General features: G+C 73.6%; 18 protein-coding genes. 9 read left to right on the forward strand and 9 right to left on the reverse strand.

Annotated features, from left to right (window positions below; genetic code table 11):
• Nucleotides 1-9: 9 nt before the first annotated feature.
• Complete coding sequence (locus tag H4696_RS11840) at nt 10-1,032, reverse strand: LLM class flavin-dependent oxidoreductase (protein WP_086859689.1); 1,023 nt, start codon at nt 1,030-1,032, stop codon at nt 10-12.
• 130 nt (nt 1,033-1,162) lie between these two features.
• On the opposite strand from H4696_RS11840, the gene H4696_RS11845 reads away from it, so the two are divergent.
• Together H4696_RS11845 and H4696_RS11850 are read left to right on the forward strand one after the other, a co-directional pair.
• Nucleotides 1,163-1,627 carry a hypothetical protein gene (locus tag H4696_RS11845; protein ID WP_086859687.1) on the forward strand — a complete coding sequence of 155 codons (465 nt, stop codon included), beginning with the start codon at nt 1,163-1,165 and terminating at the stop codon, nt 1,625-1,627.
• A 93-nt stretch (nt 1,628-1,720) separates the two neighbouring features.
• Nucleotides 1,721-3,418, forward strand: a complete 1,698-nt coding sequence (locus tag H4696_RS11850; RefSeq protein WP_249026985.1) for an alpha/beta fold hydrolase — start codon at nt 1,721-1,723, stop codon at nt 3,416-3,418.
• Here H4696_RS11850 and H4696_RS11855 read toward each other — a convergent pair.
• The 4 genes from H4696_RS11855 to H4696_RS11870 all read right to left on the reverse strand — a co-directional run bounded on the left by H4696_RS11855 (nt 3,402) and on the right by H4696_RS11870 (nt 7,203).
• Nucleotides 3,402-4,748 carry an alpha/beta hydrolase family protein gene (locus H4696_RS11855; RefSeq protein ID WP_225955657.1) on the reverse strand — a complete coding sequence of 449 codons (1,347 nt, stop codon included), beginning with the start codon at nt 4,746-4,748 and terminating at the stop codon, nt 3,402-3,404. The genes H4696_RS11850 and H4696_RS11855 overlap by 17 nt on opposite strands.
• 51 nt (nt 4,749-4,799) lie before the next feature.
• A complete protein-coding gene (locus tag H4696_RS11860; RefSeq protein ID WP_249026984.1) occupies nt 4,800-5,252 on the reverse strand; it encodes a MarR family winged helix-turn-helix transcriptional regulator in 453 nt (150 codons plus the stop codon).
• A gap of 33 nt (nt 5,253-5,285) precedes the next feature.
• Nucleotides 5,286-6,224 carry an alpha/beta hydrolase fold domain-containing protein gene (locus H4696_RS11865; RefSeq protein WP_086859684.1) on the reverse strand — a complete coding sequence of 313 codons (939 nt, stop codon included), beginning with the start codon at nt 6,222-6,224 and terminating at the stop codon, nt 5,286-5,288.
• A gap of 433 nt (nt 6,225-6,657) precedes the next feature.
• A complete protein-coding gene (locus tag H4696_RS11870) occupies nt 6,658-7,203 on the reverse strand; it encodes a TetR/AcrR family transcriptional regulator (protein ID WP_086859682.1) in 546 nt (181 codons plus the stop codon).
• Between the two features lie 127 nt (nt 7,204-7,330).
• Here H4696_RS11870 and H4696_RS11875 point away from each other — a divergent pair, with 127 nt between their 5' ends.
• Nucleotides 7,331-8,896, forward strand: a complete 1,566-nt coding sequence (locus H4696_RS11875; RefSeq protein ID WP_086859680.1) for a cytochrome c biogenesis protein DipZ — start codon at nt 7,331-7,333, stop codon at nt 8,894-8,896.
• Here H4696_RS11875 and H4696_RS11880 read toward each other — a convergent pair.
• Nucleotides 8,883-9,305 carry a TetR/AcrR family transcriptional regulator gene (locus tag H4696_RS11880; RefSeq protein WP_249026983.1) on the reverse strand — a complete coding sequence of 141 codons (423 nt, stop codon included), beginning with the start codon at nt 9,303-9,305 and terminating at the stop codon, nt 8,883-8,885. The genes H4696_RS11875 and H4696_RS11880 overlap by 14 nt on opposite strands.
• A gap of 81 nt (nt 9,306-9,386) precedes the next feature.
• On the opposite strand from H4696_RS11880, the gene H4696_RS11885 reads away from it, so the two are divergent.
• On the forward strand, nt 9,387-10,847 hold the full coding sequence (locus H4696_RS11885; protein ID WP_086859677.1) for an aldehyde dehydrogenase: 1,461 nt from the start codon (nt 9,387-9,389) through the stop codon (nt 10,845-10,847).
• Nucleotides 10,844-12,226: an MDR family MFS transporter gene (locus H4696_RS11890; protein WP_086859676.1), complete on the forward strand. Its 1,383-nt coding sequence runs from the start codon at nt 10,844-10,846 to the stop codon at nt 12,224-12,226. Before H4696_RS11885 ends, H4696_RS11890 begins: the two co-directional genes overlap by 4 nt.
• Here H4696_RS11890 and H4696_RS11895 read toward each other — a convergent pair.
• Nucleotides 12,190-12,675, reverse strand: a complete 486-nt coding sequence (locus H4696_RS11895; protein ID WP_086859674.1) for a carboxymuconolactone decarboxylase family protein — start codon at nt 12,673-12,675, stop codon at nt 12,190-12,192. The two genes, H4696_RS11890 and H4696_RS11895, sit on opposite strands and share 37 nt — an antisense overlap.
• A 172-nt stretch (nt 12,676-12,847) precedes the next feature.
• Between H4696_RS11895 and H4696_RS11900 the strand changes: the two genes are divergently transcribed.
• Both H4696_RS11900 and H4696_RS11905 read left to right on the forward strand, forming a co-directional pair.
• Nucleotides 12,848-13,609, forward strand: coding sequence for a GNAT family N-acetyltransferase (locus H4696_RS11900; RefSeq protein WP_086859673.1), 762 nt, complete (start codon nt 12,848-12,850; stop codon nt 13,607-13,609).
• A gap of 10 nt (nt 13,610-13,619) precedes the next feature.
• A complete protein-coding gene (locus H4696_RS11905; RefSeq protein WP_158104300.1) occupies nt 13,620-14,318 on the forward strand; it encodes an alpha/beta hydrolase in 699 nt (232 codons plus the stop codon).
• A gap of 14 nt (nt 14,319-14,332) precedes the next feature.
• Here the strand turns inward: H4696_RS11905 and H4696_RS11910 are convergent, their stop codons facing one another.
• Complete coding sequence (locus H4696_RS11910) at nt 14,333-15,985, reverse strand: DUF6461 domain-containing protein (protein WP_086859670.1); 1,653 nt, start codon at nt 15,983-15,985, stop codon at nt 14,333-14,335.
• A gap of 43 nt (nt 15,986-16,028) precedes the next feature.
• Entirely contained in the window at nt 16,029-16,361 is a 333-nt protein-coding gene (locus H4696_RS11915) for a cupin domain-containing protein (RefSeq protein WP_086859697.1), read from the reverse strand.
• A 72-nt stretch (nt 16,362-16,433) separates the two neighbouring features.
• Between H4696_RS11915 and H4696_RS11920 the strand changes: the two genes are divergently transcribed.
• The gene (locus H4696_RS11920; RefSeq protein WP_086859668.1) at nt 16,434-17,372 is read left to right on the forward strand and encodes a GlxA family transcriptional regulator; all 939 of its coding nucleotides are present in this window, start codon (nt 16,434-16,436) and stop codon (nt 17,370-17,372) included.
• A gap of 51 nt (nt 17,373-17,423) precedes the next feature.
• On the forward strand, nt 17,424-17,789 hold the full coding sequence (locus tag H4696_RS11925) for a hypothetical protein (RefSeq protein WP_086859666.1): 366 nt from the start codon (nt 17,424-17,426) through the stop codon (nt 17,787-17,789).
• Nucleotides 17,790-17,799 lie beyond the last annotated feature (10 nt).

Consider the following 17,799-nt stretch of genomic DNA (forward strand, 5'->3'; position numbering starts at 1 on the left):
CGCATCCGGTCAGCGCCAGCCGAGCTCCGGGGCCACGTGGGTGAGGATGTCCTCCAGCACGTGCGCGTTGTAGTCGACGCCCAGCTGGTTCGGGACCGTCAGCAGCAGGGTGTCCGCGGCCTGCACGGCCTCGTCCTCCTTGAGCAGCCGAACCAGTTCGTCGGGCTCCGCGGCGTACGAGCGGCCGAAGATCGCCCGGGTGTTCTCGTCGATCATGCCGACCTGGTCCCGCGAGTGGCGGTCGCGGCCGAAATACGCCCGGTCGACGTCGGTGGTGAGGGCGAAGATGCTGCGGCTGACCGAGACCCGCGGCTCGCGGGTGTGGCCGGCCTCCTGCCACGCGTCCCGGTAGGCCTCGATCTGCTTGCGCTGCTGGACGTGCAGCGGCTCGCCCGTCTCGTCGTCCTTGAGCGTGGAGCTCTGCAGGTTCATGCCCAGCTTCGCGGCCCAGACGGCGGTCGCGTTCGAACTGGATCCCCACCAGATGCGCTCGCGCAGCCCCTCCGAGTACGGCTCGACGCGCAGCAGGCCGGGCGGGTTGGCGAACATCGGCCGCGGGTTCGGCTCCGCGAAGCCCTCGCCGCCGAGGACCTCGAGGAACAGCTCGGTGCGCCGCCGCGCCATGTCGGCGTCGGTCTCGCCCTCGGCCGGGGCGTAGCCGAAGTAGCGCCAGCCGTCGACGACCTGCTCGGGGGATCCCCGGCTGATGCCGAGCTGGAGCCGGCCGGCGGAGATGAGGTCCGCGGCCCCGGCCTCCTCGGCCATGTACAGCGGGTTCTCGTAGCGCATGTCGATCACACCGGTGCCGATCTCGATCTTCGACGTGCGCGCGCCGATGGCCGACAGCAGCGGGAACGGGCTGCCGGCCTGCCGCGCGAAGTGGTGCACGCGGAAGTAGGCGCCGTCCACGCCGAGCTCCTCGGCGGCGATCGCCAGGTCTATCGACTGGTGCAGGAAGTCCGCCGCCGACCGGGTCTCGGAGTGCGCGCCCGGCGACCAGTGGCCGAACGACAGGAAGCCGATTTTCTTCACGCCCCTCCCAGCGTCCGGCGGCCGCGTTTGATTCCCGGGTGTGAGCAGGCCGACCGGTGTCGCTCGATCCGGTGAACCGCGACCCGTGCCCGGCCCGGCCGGGTACCCCGCCGGAAACGAGGAGGTGCGCATGCCCGACAACGACCTCACCGGGTTCCTGCTCATCGGGCTGGTCATCGTGCTGGCCGACGGCCAGGTGCTCTACCGCGGCGCCCGCCGCTACTGGGACGGCACGGGCGGTGGGGAGGAGACCGGCTCGATGGCGTGGCCCGTGGTGACCGTCTTCCACCTGGTCGCGTTGGGCGTCCTGGCGCTCCTGTCGGTGGTCGGCCCGCAGTGGTCGGGCTCGGCGGCCGCGCTGGTCGGCCGGCTCGGCGTGTTCCTGCTGCTGCTGGCCGTGGTCCACGTGCTCACGCTCGCCGTGCTGGCCCGCGGCCGCCAGGACCGGATCGTCGAGGCCCGCTTCCAGGAGCGCGAGGCCGAACGGCCGGGTGGCGAGCTCACCGAGCCCACCGTCGCCCCGGTGCCCGGCCAGGAGGGCCGGCACCCGGAGGTGAGCCCCGACCTCGGGCACCACGGGCCGTACCGCACCTGAGCGGGTTCACCGGTTCGAGGTCAATCATGATCTTCGTGCTGCCTCTCCCCGGCCCGTCGTGCTTGGATTTCCGGGGCGACGAAGGGAACTGCGGTGCGAACGTCCCGGGCAGGGTTGGCGGTGGCCGTCTCGGTGCTGGTGGTGACGACGGCGCCCGCCGCCGCGACCACGCCCGATCCGCTGGCGCCGTACCTGACGCAGCAGGTGTCGTGGGGTGGCTGCCCGTTCGCGAAGCGGATCGAAGCGCAGCCGACGCAGTGCGCGCGGATCACCGTCCCGCGGGACTGGGCCGCGCCCGGCGCCGGCACCGACCTGAAGGTGTCGATCAGCCGCGCGGCGGCGACCGGGAGCCGGCGCGGGGGGATCCTGGTCAACCCCGGCGGCCCCGGTGGCCAGGGCACCTCGCTCGCCGGCGTGCTGGCCGGGCTGGAACCGTCGCTGAACGAGCACTTCGACCTCGTCGGCATGGACCCGCGCGGCACCGGCCAGGAAGGCGGCGACGACGCCGGGTTCGTCTGCCGGGTGCCCACCGGGCGGCTTCCGCAGGACGACGACCTCGACGCCCGTGACCGTTCGCCCGGCAGCATCACGAAGCACCAGCGGGCGCCGCGGGCGGTGGCCGAGGCGTGCCAGAGCGACGCGGTCGCGCCCTACATCACGACGTGGCAGACCGCGCACGACATGGACCTGATCCGCGCGCTGCTGAAGGACGAGAAGCTGAACTACCTCGGCTTCTCCTACGGCACCTGGCTGGGCGCAAAGTACGCGTCGCTGTTCCCGGACCACGCCGGCAAGTTCGTGCTCGACTCCAGCGTCAACTTCGAAGGCCGGCTGCAGGCCGCGTTCGAAGCCTTCCCGAAGATCGACCAGCGCCAGTTCGACGACGTCTACGCGCCCTGGCTGGCCCGCCGCTACCCCGAGCAGCTCGGCAAGACCGCCGGCCAGGTCCGGGCGAAGTGGGAGCGGCTGCGCGCGTTCTTCAAGCGCGAAGGCCTGTCGCCGGACCTCTTCGACCACGTCTTCGTCGGCAACGGCAGCACGCGCCAGTGGCTGGCCGGCGCGCTGATCCTGACCAAGGGCGCCGAGGCGCTCGACGCCACCTCCGCCCCGCCACCCGCGGCCCTGAAGGACGACCTCGACGACGTCTCGCGCGCGGTGTTCGGCGTCCCGGCCGCCCGGCTGACCACGGCGGACGTCGTGCGGACGCTCGCGGCGCCCGAGCCGGACTACGCCGACGTGCCCGGCACCCGGCTGGCGGTCGCGTGCGCCGACCAGCCGTCGCGGAATTCGGGCTGGTACAAGCTGCTCAGCGACCTGCAGGGGCCGAGGTACCCGCTGTTCGGCTGGGCGTACGGCCTCAGCGAGCCGTGCGGCTACTGGTCCGAGCTCCCCCGGCACGAGCTGCCGAAGCTGCCACCGAGCGCCGCGAAGAACGTCCTGGTCGTCCAGGGCGAGTTCGACCCGCAGACCGGCTACGAGCAGGCCGAGGCGGCGGCGCGGGCGGCCGGTGTCCCGATGGTCTCGGTGGCGGATTCGCCGTTCCACGGCCAGTACGCGGTGAGCGGCAATTCCTGTGTGGACGATCTGGTGAACGGGTTCTACCTCGGCACCGCCCGCCCGGCGGCGACCATCTGCCCCGGCGTCCCGCTTCCCGGGGACAAGGAGGTCTTCCCGGTCGAGGGCCCGGCGGGCGAGCCGGAAGCCGCACCGGAACCGGCGCCGCGGGACGGTCTTTCGGCCGCGCGGCACCGGCTCCAGGACACGATCAGCGCCGTCAACCGCGGGCGCTGAACCCGCCGGTCAGCCGCGGCGGGTCGAACCGCACGTACCGCCCCGGCTCGCCCAGCGCGGCGGCGGCTTCGTTCAGGCGCGCGGGCTCCGCGACGTCGGCCCAGCGCCCGGACTCGATGCGGGACTCCAGCGCCTGCAACGCCGCGATGCTTTCCGCCGGCCGGAACGCGCAGTGGCCCGTGGCCCCGACGTACGCCTGGCGCAGCAACGGCCCGCGACCGGCGCGGTGCACCTGCCCGGCGTACCAGTCCTCCTGTTCGACCGGCACGAGCTGGTCGAAGGTGGTGTGGATGTCCAGCGCCGGGACGCGCAGCCGGCCGGTCGCCATCGACGTGCGCGCGAGGGTGCCGATCGCGCGCGGGTCCGGCCGGATGTCCGCGTCGCGGGTCAGCGCCGCCAGGTCGGCGTCCAGGTCGAGACCGGCCGCCCGGTACAGGGCGCGGACCTGGCGGGCGTGGCTGCTGCCCGCGAGCAGCGCCCGGTAGTCGACGCCCGCGGTGGCCGCGCTGTTGCCGCCCGCCGCCAGCTCGACCTGGTAGCGGCCGCTCACCACGAAGCCGAGGACGAACTGCGAGAGTTCTTGCTGCTGCTGGACTTCCTGGCCCGGGTAGTCGGTCGGCGCCGGCGGGGTCGGGCCGGTGAACCAGCCCGCCTCGTTGAAGAACGCGGCGGCCAGCGCGATCCGCGCGCGACCCGCCGGGGTGGCCTGGGCATCGGTCGCGAGCCGGGTCAGCGCCGCGGCCGACGCGCTCGCTTCGTCCGCGCTGGCGAACCGGACCAGCTTGACGTCCTGGCCCGGCGCGAGCAGGCGGGCGAGCGCGTATTCGCCGTGCAGCTGGTAGTCGTTCAGGTTGAGCGCGCCGGCGACGAGGCCGCAGGTACTCAGCACGCCGTCGAGCCGCGGGGTTTCGGCTTCGAGCGCGCTGACGAGCCCGCCCATCGACGTGCCCCACCCGATCGTGCGCCGCGGCTTGCCGGTCACCCGCTCGAGCGCGGCCAGCGCGCCGAACTGGTCGTCGACGGCCGAGGCGAGCGCCCACCACGACGGGCCGCTGTAGGACGACCCGACCAGCGCGTACCCGCGGGCGAGCAGCGCGTCCCTGGTCTCTGTGTTCGGCGCGTCCTGCGCGGCGAGCGGCCCGAACCCGTGGCTGTAGAGGATGGTCGTGCCGTTCCAGGCGGCCGGCACGTCGGCCACCCAGGTGGCGCCGCTCGCCAGCTGTCCTGTGTGGTGCCCGGCAGCGGAGGCGACCCCCGCGGTCAGGCCGAGCGCCGTCACCATCGAAACGGCCAATGCGGTCACGCGGCCGTACCACCTGCGCATGCTCATGCGGGCAGGGTGCCACGCCGCCGGGACGATGTACAGGTTTCCTGTACTTATTCAGTGGGACGGCCGGTCCGAAAGCGCCGAATGGCAGGCGACGACGTAGTCGCGGAACCGGGCGGCGTCCCCCGCGTCCAGCTTCGCGAGCATCCGCTGTTCGAGTGCGGCCACGTCGTCGCGGACGCGGTCGAGGACCTCGCCGCCGGGACCGGTCAGCCGGATCACGCGCCGCCGCCGGTCGCGCGGGTCGCCTGCCCGCGCGATGAAGCCCTGCCGTTCCAGCGCGACCACCATGTCGGCCATCGTCTGGTCGGTGACGAACGAGTTCCGCGCGAGCTCCGCCGTGGTGAGCCCCGACCGCCGCTCCAGCACGGTGAGCGCGGTGTACTGCAACGGCGTGAGCGCGACCGGGCGCAGCACCTCGTCCAGCCGGGCCCGGACGGCGAGCTCGAGCTGTTTCACCAGGTACAGCAGGCCGGGCCCAGGCCGGCCGGCGGGGATTTCGGACACCGAACCATGGTGACCGACCGGCGCCCCCCGCGCTCAGGCGGGCCGCGCGAGCAGCCGCCTCAGCCACGACTCCCGCGCGGCGACGCACGCCTTGGCGACGGCCGACTCCGGGGCGATGTCGTGGAAGCCGTGGAACGCGCCGCCCCAGACGTGCAGTTCGGCCTCGCCACCGGCGGCCCAGACGGCGCTCGCGAACGCGACGGCCTCGTCCCGGAACACCTCGGCCGCGCCGGCGTCGACGAACACCGGCGGCAGTCCACTGAGGTCGGTCGCGCGGGCCGGGGCCGCGTACGGCGAGACGTCACCGGTGCCCCGGCGGTCGCCGAGGACCATCGTCCACGCCGTGAGGTTGCTGGTCCGGTCCCAGACGCCGACGCCGTCGTACTCGCGCGCCGACCCGGTCTCGTTGCGGTCGTCGAGCATCGGGCACTGGAGCAGCAGGCCGGTCACCGCCGGGCCGCCGCGGTCCCGGGCCAGCAGGGTGGCGCCGGCGGCGAGCCCGGCCCCGCCGCTGCCGCCGAAGACGACCAACCGGTCGAACCCGAGCGCGGCCGTCCACTTCAGACCGGCGTAGCAGTCCTCCACCGGCACCGGGTCGGGGTGTTCGGGCGCCCGGCGGTACTCGACGGTGACGGCCACGGCGTCGTGCTCCAGCACCCATTCGATGAGCGGGTGGACGGAGGCGAACCGGTCGCCCATGACCATCCCGCCCCCGTGGGCGTGGTAGATCCCCAGCCCACTGCGGCGGCCATCGGCGCGTTCGAGCACGGAGACGGTGATGTCGGCGCCGCCGTACCCGGGGATGGTGTGGTCGGTCCAGGTGACCGGGCGGCCGCCGATCTGCTCCTCGATCGAGGGGAACGGAAGTGCCCGGTAGCGGCCGAGCTGCTCGGCGGTCATGCCGACGGGCACCCGGCCGGCGAGGGCGGGCAGGAGGGCGGCGAGTTCGGGGTCGTACACGGGCTCGGCCATCCGCCCGAGCTTAGGGATGTCGCGTTGACAACCGGTATACGCGGTGCTGGGGCCGTTCCGGAGGGTCTTGAACGACTCGTTCACCTCGTCCGGTGTCAGGGCTCCGGCAAAGTCGCGTCGGTGCGGTCCGCAGCGGTGCGCCGACGTCTTGAATGAGTCATTCAGGACGTGCGAAGACCTGAATGACTCATTCAAGACGTGGGGCGAGCGGGTCAACGGCGGCGAAGTGCCCTGGCCGCGTGACTTTGCCGGGACCCCGGCCGTGATGTCGTGAACGACTCGTTCATGTCGTCTGGTGCGGTGAACGACCCGTTCATGACGTGCGGGCAGCCGGATCGGCCGTGCTGATCCGACTTTGCCGGAGCCCTGCCGTCCGGTGTCACGAACGACTCGTTCATGACACCGGGCACGGCCGCGGTAGTGGCCGAGCGGGCTACCGGTCCGTCCCGAAGGCGCGCAGGAACGTGTCCACGATGACGTCGGCCGCCTGCGCGTCGCTCAACCCGGGCATGTCCCGCGTCGCCAGGTGCACCAGCTGGCCGAGCACGTTGCCCGGCCAGCGCTCGGGCACGCCGTCGCGGAGCAGCCCCTCGTCGGTGGCCCGCTGCAGGAAGCGGTCCACCTCCTCGACCGACCGGCGGCGCCGCTTCCAGATCTCCGGGTCCGTGCGCATCATCGCGAGTTCCGCGGGCCACTTGCGGTTGACGCCGACGATCTCCTCGACGTACCGGTGCAGGGCCACCGGCACCGGCGCCTCGCGGAGGCGGGCTGTCTCGATGGCCGCCTCGATCGCGTCCAGGCGGGCCTCGTACACCGCCGCCAGCAGCTCTTCGCGGCCCGTGAACCGGCGGTACACCGTGCGGCGGTCCACGCCGGCCTCGGCGGCGATCGCCGCGATGCTCGTGGCCGGGTCGTCGGCGAGCATGCGGGCGCCCGTCGTCAGCAGGAGTTCGAGGTTGCGCGCGGCGTCGGCTCTCACCCCCTCAACATACGCTCCGCTGTCGCCCTCATGCCGGTAACCGCCACAGTGCTGAGACGATGACGAAACCCTTACCGCCCGTTCGCGCCGCGGCTGACCGGGTGCGTCCGCGGCTAATTTCGGGCGGGTGCCCACCCTCGTCCTCGCCGGCCTGCTCGCCGGGATCGTCACCAGCCTCTCGCCGTGCGTGCTGCCCGTCCTGCCCGTCGTCCTGACCGCCGGGGCGCGCCGGCCCTGGGGTGTCGTCGGCGGGCTGGTGACCAGCTTCAGCCTCACGACGCTGTTCGGTTCGCTCGTGCTCACCGCGCTCGGCCTGCCCGCCGGGCTGGTGCGGGACGCGGGGATCGTGGCGCTGGTCCTGCTGGGGATCGGGCTGCTGGTCCCGCGCGTGGGCGAGTTGCTGGAACGGCCGTTCGCCCGGCTTCGGGGCCGAGCGGCCGCGCCGGGTCGCGGCGGGTTCGCCACCGGACTCGCGCTGGGGCTCGTCTACGTGCCGTGCGCGGGCCCGGTGCTGGCCACCATCGCCGTCGTCGGGGCGACACACCGGATCGGCTTCGACAGCCTGCTGCTGACCGCGGCTTTCGGCGTGGGCACGGGCATTCCGCTGCTCGTGCTTGCCGCTTCGGGTGGCGCGCTCGCCCGCCGCGCGCGGTTCCTGCGGGCGCACGCCCGCGGGCTGCGCGCCACGACCGGGGCCGCGCTGCTGCTGGTCGCCGCCGTCACCGCGTTCGACCTCGCCGCGCCGCTGCAGCGCGCGGTACCCGACTACACGGCCGCCGCGCAGCAGGCCGTCGGCGCGGAGCAGCTCGACCGGCTGACCCACGCGCCGGAGTTCACCGGCATCACGACGTGGCTCAACACCCCCGGCGGGCAGCCGGTGTCCCTGCGCGCGCGGCGCGGCAAGGTCACGGTCGTCAGCTTCTGGACCTACAGCTGCATCAACTGCCAGCGGGCGCTCCCGCACCTCGAGCGGTGGTCCGACACCTACCGCGACGCCGGGCTGACGGTCGTCGGCGTGCACACCCCGGAGTTCGCGTTCGAGCACGACCCCGGCAACGTCGCCGACCAGGCCAAGGCGCTCGGCGTGACCTACCCGGTCGCCGTCGACGACGAATACGCCACCTGGACCGCCTACGGCAACCAGTACTGGCCGGCGGCCTACCTCGTCGACGCCACCGGGCAGGTCCGCCGCACCAGCTTCGGCGAAGGCGGGTACGCGGACTTCGAACAGCAGATCCGCGCCGCGCTCACCGACGCCGGGGCGACTTCCCTCCCCCGGCCCACCGACGTCCCCGACACGACCCCGACCGGCGGGCTGACCCCGGAGACGTACCTCGGCGCCGAGCACGCTCCCCTGGCCTCCAGCGGCAGCCACGTCGCGGCCGGGCAGACCCGCGGCTACACCTTCCCGGCCGCCGTCGACCCCGACACGTTCGCACTGGACGGCACGTGGACGGCGGACCCCGAGCACCTGACCGCCGGCCCCGGCGCCCGGCTGCGGCTGTCCTTCCGCGCCACTTCCGTCCACTTGGTACTCGGCGGGACGGGAACGGTGACTGTCGATGGCACGCGGACCTTCGCGGTCGGCGGCCCGCCGACGCTGTACACGGTGCTGGACGGGCGGTCCGGGCCCGGCGAGGTGACGTTGTCGCTCAGCCCGGGGACGCAGGCGTACTCCTTCACGTTCGGCTGACAGCGGCCCCGCGCAGCCGCTGCGCCTCGAGCAACGGCGCGCCGGCGTCGCGCAGCGCCTTGCGGCACGTGACCAGCGCGTCCCACGGCTCGAGCCCATCCAGCCCGGACGCGGCGGGGCAGAGCTGTTCGACCTCGTCGCGGTGGACCTCCGCCACCAGGTCCTCGCGGGTCGGGAAGTTGCGGTACAGCGTGGCGATGCTCACCCCGGAGCGCCGCGCGACGTCCTTCATCGAAGCCCGTGATCCGTTGTCCGCGAACGCTTCCCGCGCGGCCGCGACCAGCGCGTCGAAGTTCCGCCGGCGTCGGCCCGCCAGGTCAACGCCGCCACGCCGGGCTACACCGCCACCGGTCTCACCGGCTTCCAGGGCACCCGCAGCGTCGAGGAAGGCCGCCTGCCCTGGTGACACTGTGCACCGCCTCACACCTGCGTCCCTTCGTCCACCTAAGTGCTACATTGATGTGACAGAAGACAACGCAGGAGGCGCACAGTGATCACCCGGAACCAACTCTTCGTCGGCGGCTCGTGGACCACCCCGAGCAGCACCGAGCCGCTCGACATCGTTTCCCCCCACAACAACTCCGTGCTCGGGCGTGCCGTGCAGGCGCTGCCCGCCGACGTCGACCGGGCCGTCGCGGCCGCCCGGAAGGCGTTCGACGAAGGTCCGTGGCCGCGGACCGCGCCGGCGGAGCGGATCGCCGTGATCCGGCGGCTGACCGCCCTGCGCGAGAAGCGCGCCGACGAGATCGCGGCGCTCATCTCGGCGGAGAACGGCTCGGCGCTGTGGTTCACCAAGGCCGGCCAGCCCGGGCTGACCCGGCAGGCCAACGCCTACCTGAAGGCGGCCGAGGAGTTCGGCTGGGAGCAGACGCTCGAGCCGTCGGACCCCGCCGCGCCGTTCCGGTCGGTCGTGCGGCGGGAGGCGGTCGGCGTGGTCGCCGCGGTCATCCCGTGGAACTCGCCGTTCTCCTCGGCGCTGGCGAAGATCATCCCCGCGCTGCTCGCCGGCAACACCGTCGTCCTCAAGGTCTCGCCCGAGAACACGCTGAGCATGAGCCTGCTCGCCGACCTGCTGGCCGAAACCGGCCTGCCCGAAGGCGTCGTCAGCGTGCTGCCCGCGGACCACGAGACCAGCGAGTACCTGGTGAAGCACCCGGACGTCGACAAGATCGCGTTCACCGGTTCGACCCGCGCCGGGCGCCGCATCGCGTCGCTGGCCGGTGAGCAGCTCAAGCGGGTCAGCCTCGAGCTCGGCGGCAAGTCCGCCGCCGTGTTCCTGCCCGACGCCGACCTGCCCGCGGCGATCCAGGGCGTCAAGTTCGGTTCGCTGCTCAACAACGGCGAATCGTGCATCGCGCAGACGCGGATCCTCGCGCCGCGCAGCCGCTACGAAGAGGTCGTCGCCGGCCTCAAGGAGCTGATCGAGTCGCTGCCGGTGGGCGACCCCGCCGACGACAAGACGTTCATCGGCCCGATGATCCGCCGGGACCAGCAGCAGCGCGTCCTCGACTACGTCCGCACCGGCATCGAAGAGGGCGCCCGGCTCGTCACCGGCGGCCCGGACGTCCCGGCGGGGCTGGAAGCGGGCAACTACGTCACGCCCACGCTGTTCGCCGACGTCGACCCGTCGATGCGCATCGCGCAGGAGGAGATCTTCGGCCCGGTGCTGGTCGTCCTCCCCTACGACGACGAGGACGACGCCGTCCGCATCGCCAACGACTCCGAATACGGCCTCTCCGGCGGGGTGTGGTCGGCCGACCCGGCGCACGCGCTGGCCGTCGCGCGCCGCATCCGCACCGGCACGATCACCGTCAACGGCGCGCCGATCGGCTTCGACGGCCCGTTCGGCGGGTTCAAGGCCAGCGGCCTCGGCCGCGAATACGGCGCCGTCGGGCTCGGCACCTACACCGAATACAAGACCATCACCGTTCCGGAAAAGAAAGACCGATGACTCTCGACACCCCCGCCAGACCCGCGGTGCGCCCGGCGATGGCGGCCCTCTTCCTCGCCGTCCTGCTGGCCGCACTGGACCAGACCATCGTGGCCACCGCGCTGCCGAAGATCGCCGCCGACCTCGGCGGGTTCCGCGACATCGCCTGGATCACCGCGGCCTACCTGCTCGCCTCGACCGCGGCCACGCCGCTGTGGGGCAAGCTCGGCGACATGCTCGGGCGCAAGCGCCTGTACCTCATCGCCACGACGGCGTTCCTGATCGCCTCCGCGCTCTGCGGCCTGGCCCAGGACCTGCCCCAGCTCGTCGCCGCCCGCGCCCTGCAGGGCCTCGCGGGCGGCGGGATGATCGTCCTGACCTTCGCGCTCGTCGGCGACATCGTCGAACCCGCCGAGCGCGGGCGCTACCAGGGCCGGTTCGGCTCGGTGTACGGCGTCGCGAGCATCGCCGGCCCGCTGCTCGGCGGGCTGTTCACCGACCACCTCTCGTGGCGGTGGGCGTTCCTGGTCAACGTGCCGGTCGGGCTGGTCGCCGTGGCCCTCGCCGCGCGCGCCCTGCCCGCGGCGCCCCGCCGGACGGCCGTCGCCCGCGTCGATTACCCGGGCGCGCTGCTGCTGGCCGGCGCGGCCACCGCGCTGGTCCTCATCACCTCCTTCGGCCCCCGGTGGGGCTGGACCTCGCCGGGCACGCTGGCGCTCGCGGTCGCGGCGATCGCCTTGGTGGCACTGGTGATCCCGGTCGAACGCCGCGCCGCGGCACCGGTGCTGCCGCTGACGATGTTCGCCTCGCGGACCGTCGTCATCGCCGCGCTGGTCGGGTTCATCGCCAACGTCGCGATGTTCAGCGTCCTGGTGTACCTGCCGACGTACCTCCAGGTCGTCGACGGCGTGTCGGCGACCCTGTCCGGGGTGCACCTGCTGCCGCTGGTGCTCGGGCTGGTCGTCAGCCAGTCGTTCGCCGGCCGCTGGGTGGCGAACCCGGCACGGGTCCGGCCGGTACTGGTGACCGGCATGGCGCTGAACGTCGCCGGGCTCCTGCTGCTGAGCACGCTGACGCCCGGCCTCTCGCAGCTCGCCGTGATCGGCTACTTCGCCGTCACCGGGATCGGCATCGGCATGGTCCCGATGGTCGCGCTGACGGCCGCGCAGAACTCGGTGCCGACCACGGACATCGGGGCCGCCAGCGCCGTGGTGACCTTCGCCCGGTCGATCGGCGCGGCGTTCGGGGTGGCCGTCTTCGGCACCCTGCTGGGCGCCGACGTCGCCGGCCACATCGGCGGGGCGTTCCTGGCGATCGTCCCGGTCGTCGTGGCCGGCACCGTCCTCGCCGGACTGCTGCGACGTCACTCGGCGAGCGCGGCGAACATCCCCGCCTCGTAGGAACCGCCCTTCTGGTGCACGAGCACGGCCAGCCGGTTGGCCGCGTTGATCAAAGCGACCAACGCGACCAGCGCGGCGGCCTGTTCGTCGTCGTAGTGCTCGCGCATCCGCGCCCAGGTTTCGTCGGACACGCCTTCGTGCGCGTCCGCGAGCCGGGTGCCCTCCTCGGCCACGGCGAGGGCGACCCGCTCGGCTTCGGTGAACACGGTCGACTCCCGCCACGCGGCGACGAGGTTGAGCCGCACGGACGTCTCCCCCGCGGCCGCGGCGTCCTTGGTGTGCATGTCGATGCACCAGCCGCACCCGTTGATCTGGCTGGCCCGCAGGCTCACCAGCTCGCGGGTGGTCGCGGGCAGCGGGGACCGCTCGAGCACGTGGCCGAGGGCGGCGAACCGCTTCGCCAGCCGGCTGCCGGTTTCGGTGCTGAACAGGTCGAGACGGGTTTCCATGGCTTCGTCCTCACTCGTGTCGCGGGGTGAACGGCCTCAAGACACCGGCGGGGCCTGCCTTGTGACAGCCGGGATGTGTACATCCGGTTTACGGCGGTCCGGCGGCGTAGACGGGACGTCGATCTTCCCGCACTAGCGTGGCCGCAGCGTCACGCGAGAGAAAAGGAAAACGATGGAAAACGGCACGACCGGCCGGGCCGCACGGGCTTGGCTCGGCGCGATGGCGCTGTTCGCCGATACCCAGCCGGGCGGCTTCTTCCGCGAAGGCGCGGGCGGCACCGCCGAGCTGGTCTCGGGCGCGCCGATGCCCCTGCTCAACGGCGTCATCAGCGTCGCCCAAGAGCCGGACGCCGGCGAGATCGCCGAGTTCGCCGGCTCGGCGCGGCTGGCGGCCGCGGCGTGGAGCGTCCAGGTCCGCGGCGAGCGGGCCGGCGACCGGATCGCCGCGGTGGCGGCGGCCCACGGCCTGAACCAGCGGGCACTGCTGCCCTTCATGGTGAAGGACATCGACGGCGGCGACGGCACCCCACCCGACGGCCTCGACGTCCGGCGGGTGTCCGGTGTGGACAGCGACGTGTACCGGACCACGATGGCCGCCGGGTACGAAGGCCCGGACGCGCTGTTCGCCGTCTTCGCGCGGCCGTCCGTGCTCGACCACCCCGCCATGCGCGGGTACGTCGCCGAGCTCGACGGCACCCCGGTCGCGACGTCGTTCGGCGTACTGGTGGACGACCTGGTGGGCGTGTTCAACATCGGGGTCCCGCCGCGGTACCGCCGCCGGGGCTATGGCCGCGCCGCGACGGCCGCGGTGCTGCGCGAGGGGTACGCCCTCGGTGCGCGGACGGCGTTCCTGCACGCCAGCCCGCTGGGCGTGCCGCTCTACGAGGCGATGGGGTTCACCCACGCCGAAAACTGGTCGCTGTTCACCGCCTGAAAGAGGAAGCATGACCGAACCGAAGAACCTCGTGCTCGTGCACGGCGCCTGGCACGGACCCTGGTGCTGGGAGCTGCTCGTGCCCGAGCTGGCCGAGCGCGGCTGGACGGTGTCCACTGTGGACCTGCCGAGCACGTCCGGCGACGCGGCGGCCGGGATGCACGCCGACGCCCGCGCGGTCCGGGAGCACCTGGCGTCGATCGCGGGCCCGGTGACCGTGCTCGCGCACTCCTACGGCGGCGTCCCGGCCACCGAGGCCGCCGGAGCGAACGTCCGGCAGCTCATCTACCTGGCCGCGCACGTACTCGACGCCGGCGAGTCCGTGGTGACGCCGCTCGGCGGGCCGTGGTTCCCGCCGGAAACGGACTTCACGCCGGGCGCCGACCCGATCCCGGCCCTCTACCACGACGTCCCGACCGGCCGGGCGCGAGCGGCGGTGGCCCGGCTGCGGCCGCAGAGCGCGAAGGCGTTCACCGAGGAGCTGACCCGCGCGGCCTGGCGGGACATCCCGTCGGCGCTGATCGTCTGCGACGACGACCGGAGCCTGCCGGCGCTGTTCATCGAACGCGCCGTCGAGGAGGGCCGGGTGGGCGTGGTCCGGCACCTGCCCGGGGGTCACTCGCCGTTCCTGGCCCGGCCGGCGGAGCTGGCCGGGCTGGTCGACGAACTGGCGCGGGACCGGACGGCGCCCGCTGCGCCGGTGGGCTGAACCGCGCCCGTCGCTCAAGCGCCGGGGATCCGGTACCCCACCCCGGCGCGTTCGATGACTTCCAGGTCCCCGGCGTCGAGCCCGCGGCCGGTGAACCGCTCCACCGCCACGAGGCCCTTCTCGTCCAGGTCCCGGTAGTCCTCGAAGTCGAGCCCGGCGAGCGCCGCCACCACCTCCGGGTCCGCGGCCGGCTCTCCCAAGCCCGGCTCGAACGATGCCATTACCTCGCCGTCGCGGGCGAAGGACAGGCGCGTGACCGCGTTGACGTTCCAGAACATGCTCGCCGCCCGGCCGCCCTGCGAGACCGCCGTCAGGACCTCCTCGTGCGAACCCAGGTAGCCGTTCTCCTCGATCGCCAGCACGACGCCGCCGAGGTCCAGCACCGACAGCCACGGGTCGCCGTACGCCTCCCGCAGTTCGGGCAGGGGCTCCGGCCGGTCCGGGTCCGCGCCGAAGCCGCGCACCACCTCCGCGGCGGGCAGTCCGGTGACCACCGTGACCGTCGCCGCCACCGTCAGGCGCGACTGCCGGATCCAGCGGTAGCGCACCTCGGGCCGGTCCGCGAGCGGCGGTTCGGGCTCGCCGCGCAGGCGGTGGCCGAGGCGGTCGGCGCGGGCGTGCACGCGGGGCGGTTCGGCGGGCGCCGCCCAGATCCAGAGGGCGTAGCTCTCGGCGTCCGGGTCGTCGCGGCCGTAGGCGTGCACGCGGACGCGGTACTCGCCGGGCCACGGCGGCGTCGTCACGCTCGTCCCCGCCGACGGCGCCAGGCTCGCCGAGCCGTGTTCCGCGCGCCAGCCGACGTCCACGACCTCTTCCCAGCCGGCCGTCTCCACCTCGGTGGGCGGCTCGGCGAGCACCCGCACGCTGACCCCCACGTGCCCGGCCTCGACACCGGTGCGGATCACCACGCCGCCGGTGGCGGCTTCCACCAGGCCGTTCTCCGCGAAGTCGCCGAACGCCGGGAAAGCACCCTCGGTCAAGGCGAACACGTGGTCGCGGACGTCCACGGACGTGCTCGCGGACCGCGGCAGCCGGTACTCCGCCCGCTCCTTCTCCCGCACGGCCTCGGCGTACCCGGCGGGCATCGGCACCGCGCGGAGCAGCCCGGCCGCCACGCCGAGCGCCGTCCCGACGATGGCCGCGATCCCGGGCTGCCCGGCCTCGCGCGCCGCGATCGCCGTGGTGACCAGCGCGATCGACAGGTAGGCGCCGCCGTGCGCGGCCGCGATCGCCGCTTCGTCACCTTCGGCGGTCAGGAGGGGTGCGAGCGCTTCGTCAGCCGCGACGGCCGCGGTCAGGTCCGCCACGAGAGCGAGCAGGTCGGGCCGGAACTGGGCCAGCAACCGCGTTTCCCGCACCGCTTCCGCTTCGCTGTCGGAAGAGAGGAAGCCGAACGAGCCGGACTGCGGCGGCGTCAGCTCCCCCGTTACCGGCGGCGCCGGGATCACCAGCGCGGCCAGGGTCAGCTCGACCGCGCCGTGCACGCGCTCGACCACCCACGACGGCACGGACCGCAACGAGCGCACGACCTCGGCTTCGGGCCAGTCCGGGAACCGCGGCGGCGGTTCGAGCGCCAGCCGGCCCAGCGCCGCCGCCGGCGCGGGCGGGAGCACGGCACGGACGACGGGCACGGCGGCGGCCACAGCGGCCGCGAGATTTTCCCCCATGCGGCCACTTTGCCAGAACCGGAGTGTGCCGACGAGGCGCGGGTCAGCCCTCGGGGTAGAACAGGAACAGGGTGCAGCCGGTGGCGCTCGCGGGCACGTGCCAGGACCCGGCCGGTGCGTGCAGGAACGTGCCCGCCGGGTAGTCGCGGGCGCCGTCGTGGAACGTGCCCGCGACGACGAAGACCTCCTCGGGCCCGGGTTCGTGGACGTCGCGGCGCGGCCACGACGTGCCGGCGTCCATTTCCAGGACGCCCGCGTGCGCGCTCCCATTGGTCCACAGTGGACGGAAGCGGATGCCGGGGAACAGTTCGCGGACCGGGGCTTCCGTGACGGTGGCGGCGGTGTAGCCGTCCTGGTCGAGGATCTCGGGGTGCATGTCCGCCACCCTGCCCGGCCGCGGCGGGGCAGGGCCAGTGTCCGGGAAGACACCTTGGGGTACTTTCGTGCCATGCATCGCGTGGTGGCACTGGTGCGGCCGGTGCAGTCGACGTTCGAGCTCGGCATCGCCGCCGAGGTCTTCGGCACGCCGCGGGCGGGCGTGCCGCGGCACTACGAGTTCGACGTCTGCACGGAGACCCCAGGCCCGGTCCCGACGACGGCCGGGTACGCGATGTCCGTCCCCAGTGGACTGTCGGCGCTCGCCACCGCCGACACCGTCCTCATCCCGGGCTGGGCGCCGGTCGAAGCCCCGCTGCCCCCGCGCGTCCGGCGCGCGCTGCGGCGAGCGCACGCCCGCGGCGCCCGCCTGGTGACCATCTGCTCGGGCGTGTTCGCGCTGGCCCGCACCGGGCTGCTGGACGGCCGGTCCGCGACGACCCACTGGGCGCGCGCGGACCAGCTGCAACGGGAGTTCCCGGCGGTCCGCGTGGAACCGGACGTGCTGTACGTGGACCACGGCGACGTCGCCACGAGCGCCGGCGCGGGCGCGGGGATCGACCTGTGCCTGCACCTCGTCCGGAAGGACCACGGGGCCGCGCACGCCGCCCTGGTCGCGCGGCACATGGTGATGCCACCGCACCGCGAAGGCGGCCAGGCGCAGTTCGCGCCGCCGGCCGCGCCTCCCGACGCACTGGACGGCCTGCTGGACTGGGCGGCCGGCCGTCTCGGCACGGCGTTGTCGGTGAGCGACCTGGCCGCGCACGCGGGCGTCTCCCCGCGCACGCTGGCGCGCCGGTTCACCGAGCAGCTCGGGACGAGCCCGGGCGCGTGGCTGCTGGCGCGCCGGGTGACCGAGGCCCGCACGTTGCTGGAGGACACCGACCTCCCGGTGGAGGCGATCGCCACCCGGGTCGGCCTGACGTCGGCGGTCAACCTCCGGCGCCGGTTCCGCGATCAGGTGGGCACGACGCCGGGCGCGTACCGGCGGGCGTTCCGGTCACCGTCCTGACGCGGGAACACGTGCGGCGCGCACGACGGGTGGCCGGGATAGCCTGGAGGCATGTTCTTCCGGCGCGCACGCCACCGCGCACGCCTCTCCGCCGTCGCCGATCGCATCGGCGCGCGGAACGGCGTCGTCCTGAACGACTACTTCTCCGGCGGCAGCGGCGCCAACGGACCACTCGTCCTGGGGGTCATCACCCTTCGGGACGGCGATCCCGCCGAGGTCCTCCGGACGCTGGTGGACGACGCGGCCGCCGGGGGTTACCCGGTTCGGCCGAGGCGCATCGAGGCCAACGGGTGCGGGTTCACCCGGGTCCCGGGGCTGCCGATGCTGGTCATCGAGACCTTCGCCGCGGGCAAGGTGATCCCGTGGCACGGCGAGGTTCCGCCGGGGAAGACCGGCGTGGTGGTGAGCTTGACCTAGTGCCGCGCGT

It is taken from the genome of Amycolatopsis lexingtonensis, from assembly GCF_014873755.1.
Lineage (GTDB): Bacteria > Actinomycetota > Actinomycetes > Mycobacteriales > Pseudonocardiaceae > Amycolatopsis > Amycolatopsis lexingtonensis.

Bases quoted from the DNA above. Each gene is read 5' to 3' on its own strand.
- H4696_RS11925 (WP_086859666.1), top strand. From the start codon at position 17,424: ATGTTCTTCCGGCGCGCACGCCACCGCGCACGCCTCTCCGCCGTCGCC.
- H4696_RS11920 (WP_086859668.1), top strand. From the start codon at position 16,434: ATGCATCGCGTGGTGGCACTGGTGCGGCCGGTGCAGTCGACGTTCGAG.
- H4696_RS11915 (WP_086859697.1), bottom strand. From the start codon at position 16,361: ATGCACCCCGAGATCCTCGACCAGGACGGCTACACCGCCGCCACCGTC.
- H4696_RS11910 (WP_086859670.1), bottom strand. From the start codon at position 15,985: ATGGGGGAAAATCTCGCGGCCGCTGTGGCCGCCGCCGTGCCCGTCGTC.
- H4696_RS11855 (WP_225955657.1), bottom strand. From the start codon at position 4,748: ATGAGCATGCGCAGGTGGTACGGCCGCGTGACCGCATTGGCCGTTTCG.
- H4696_RS11845 (WP_086859687.1), top strand. From the start codon at position 1,163: ATGCCCGACAACGACCTCACCGGGTTCCTGCTCATCGGGCTGGTCATC.
- H4696_RS11895 (WP_086859674.1), bottom strand. From the start codon at position 12,675: ATGGAAACCCGTCTCGACCTGTTCAGCACCGAAACCGGCAGCCGGCTG.
- H4696_RS11865 (WP_086859684.1), bottom strand. From the start codon at position 6,224: ATGGCCGAGCCCGTGTACGACCCCGAACTCGCCGCCCTCCTGCCCGCC.
- H4696_RS11905 (WP_158104300.1), top strand. From the start codon at position 13,620: ATGACCGAACCGAAGAACCTCGTGCTCGTGCACGGCGCCTGGCACGGA.
- H4696_RS11890 (WP_086859676.1), top strand. From the start codon at position 10,844: ATGACTCTCGACACCCCCGCCAGACCCGCGGTGCGCCCGGCGATGGCG.
- H4696_RS11900 (WP_086859673.1), top strand. From the start codon at position 12,848: ATGGAAAACGGCACGACCGGCCGGGCCGCACGGGCTTGGCTCGGCGCG.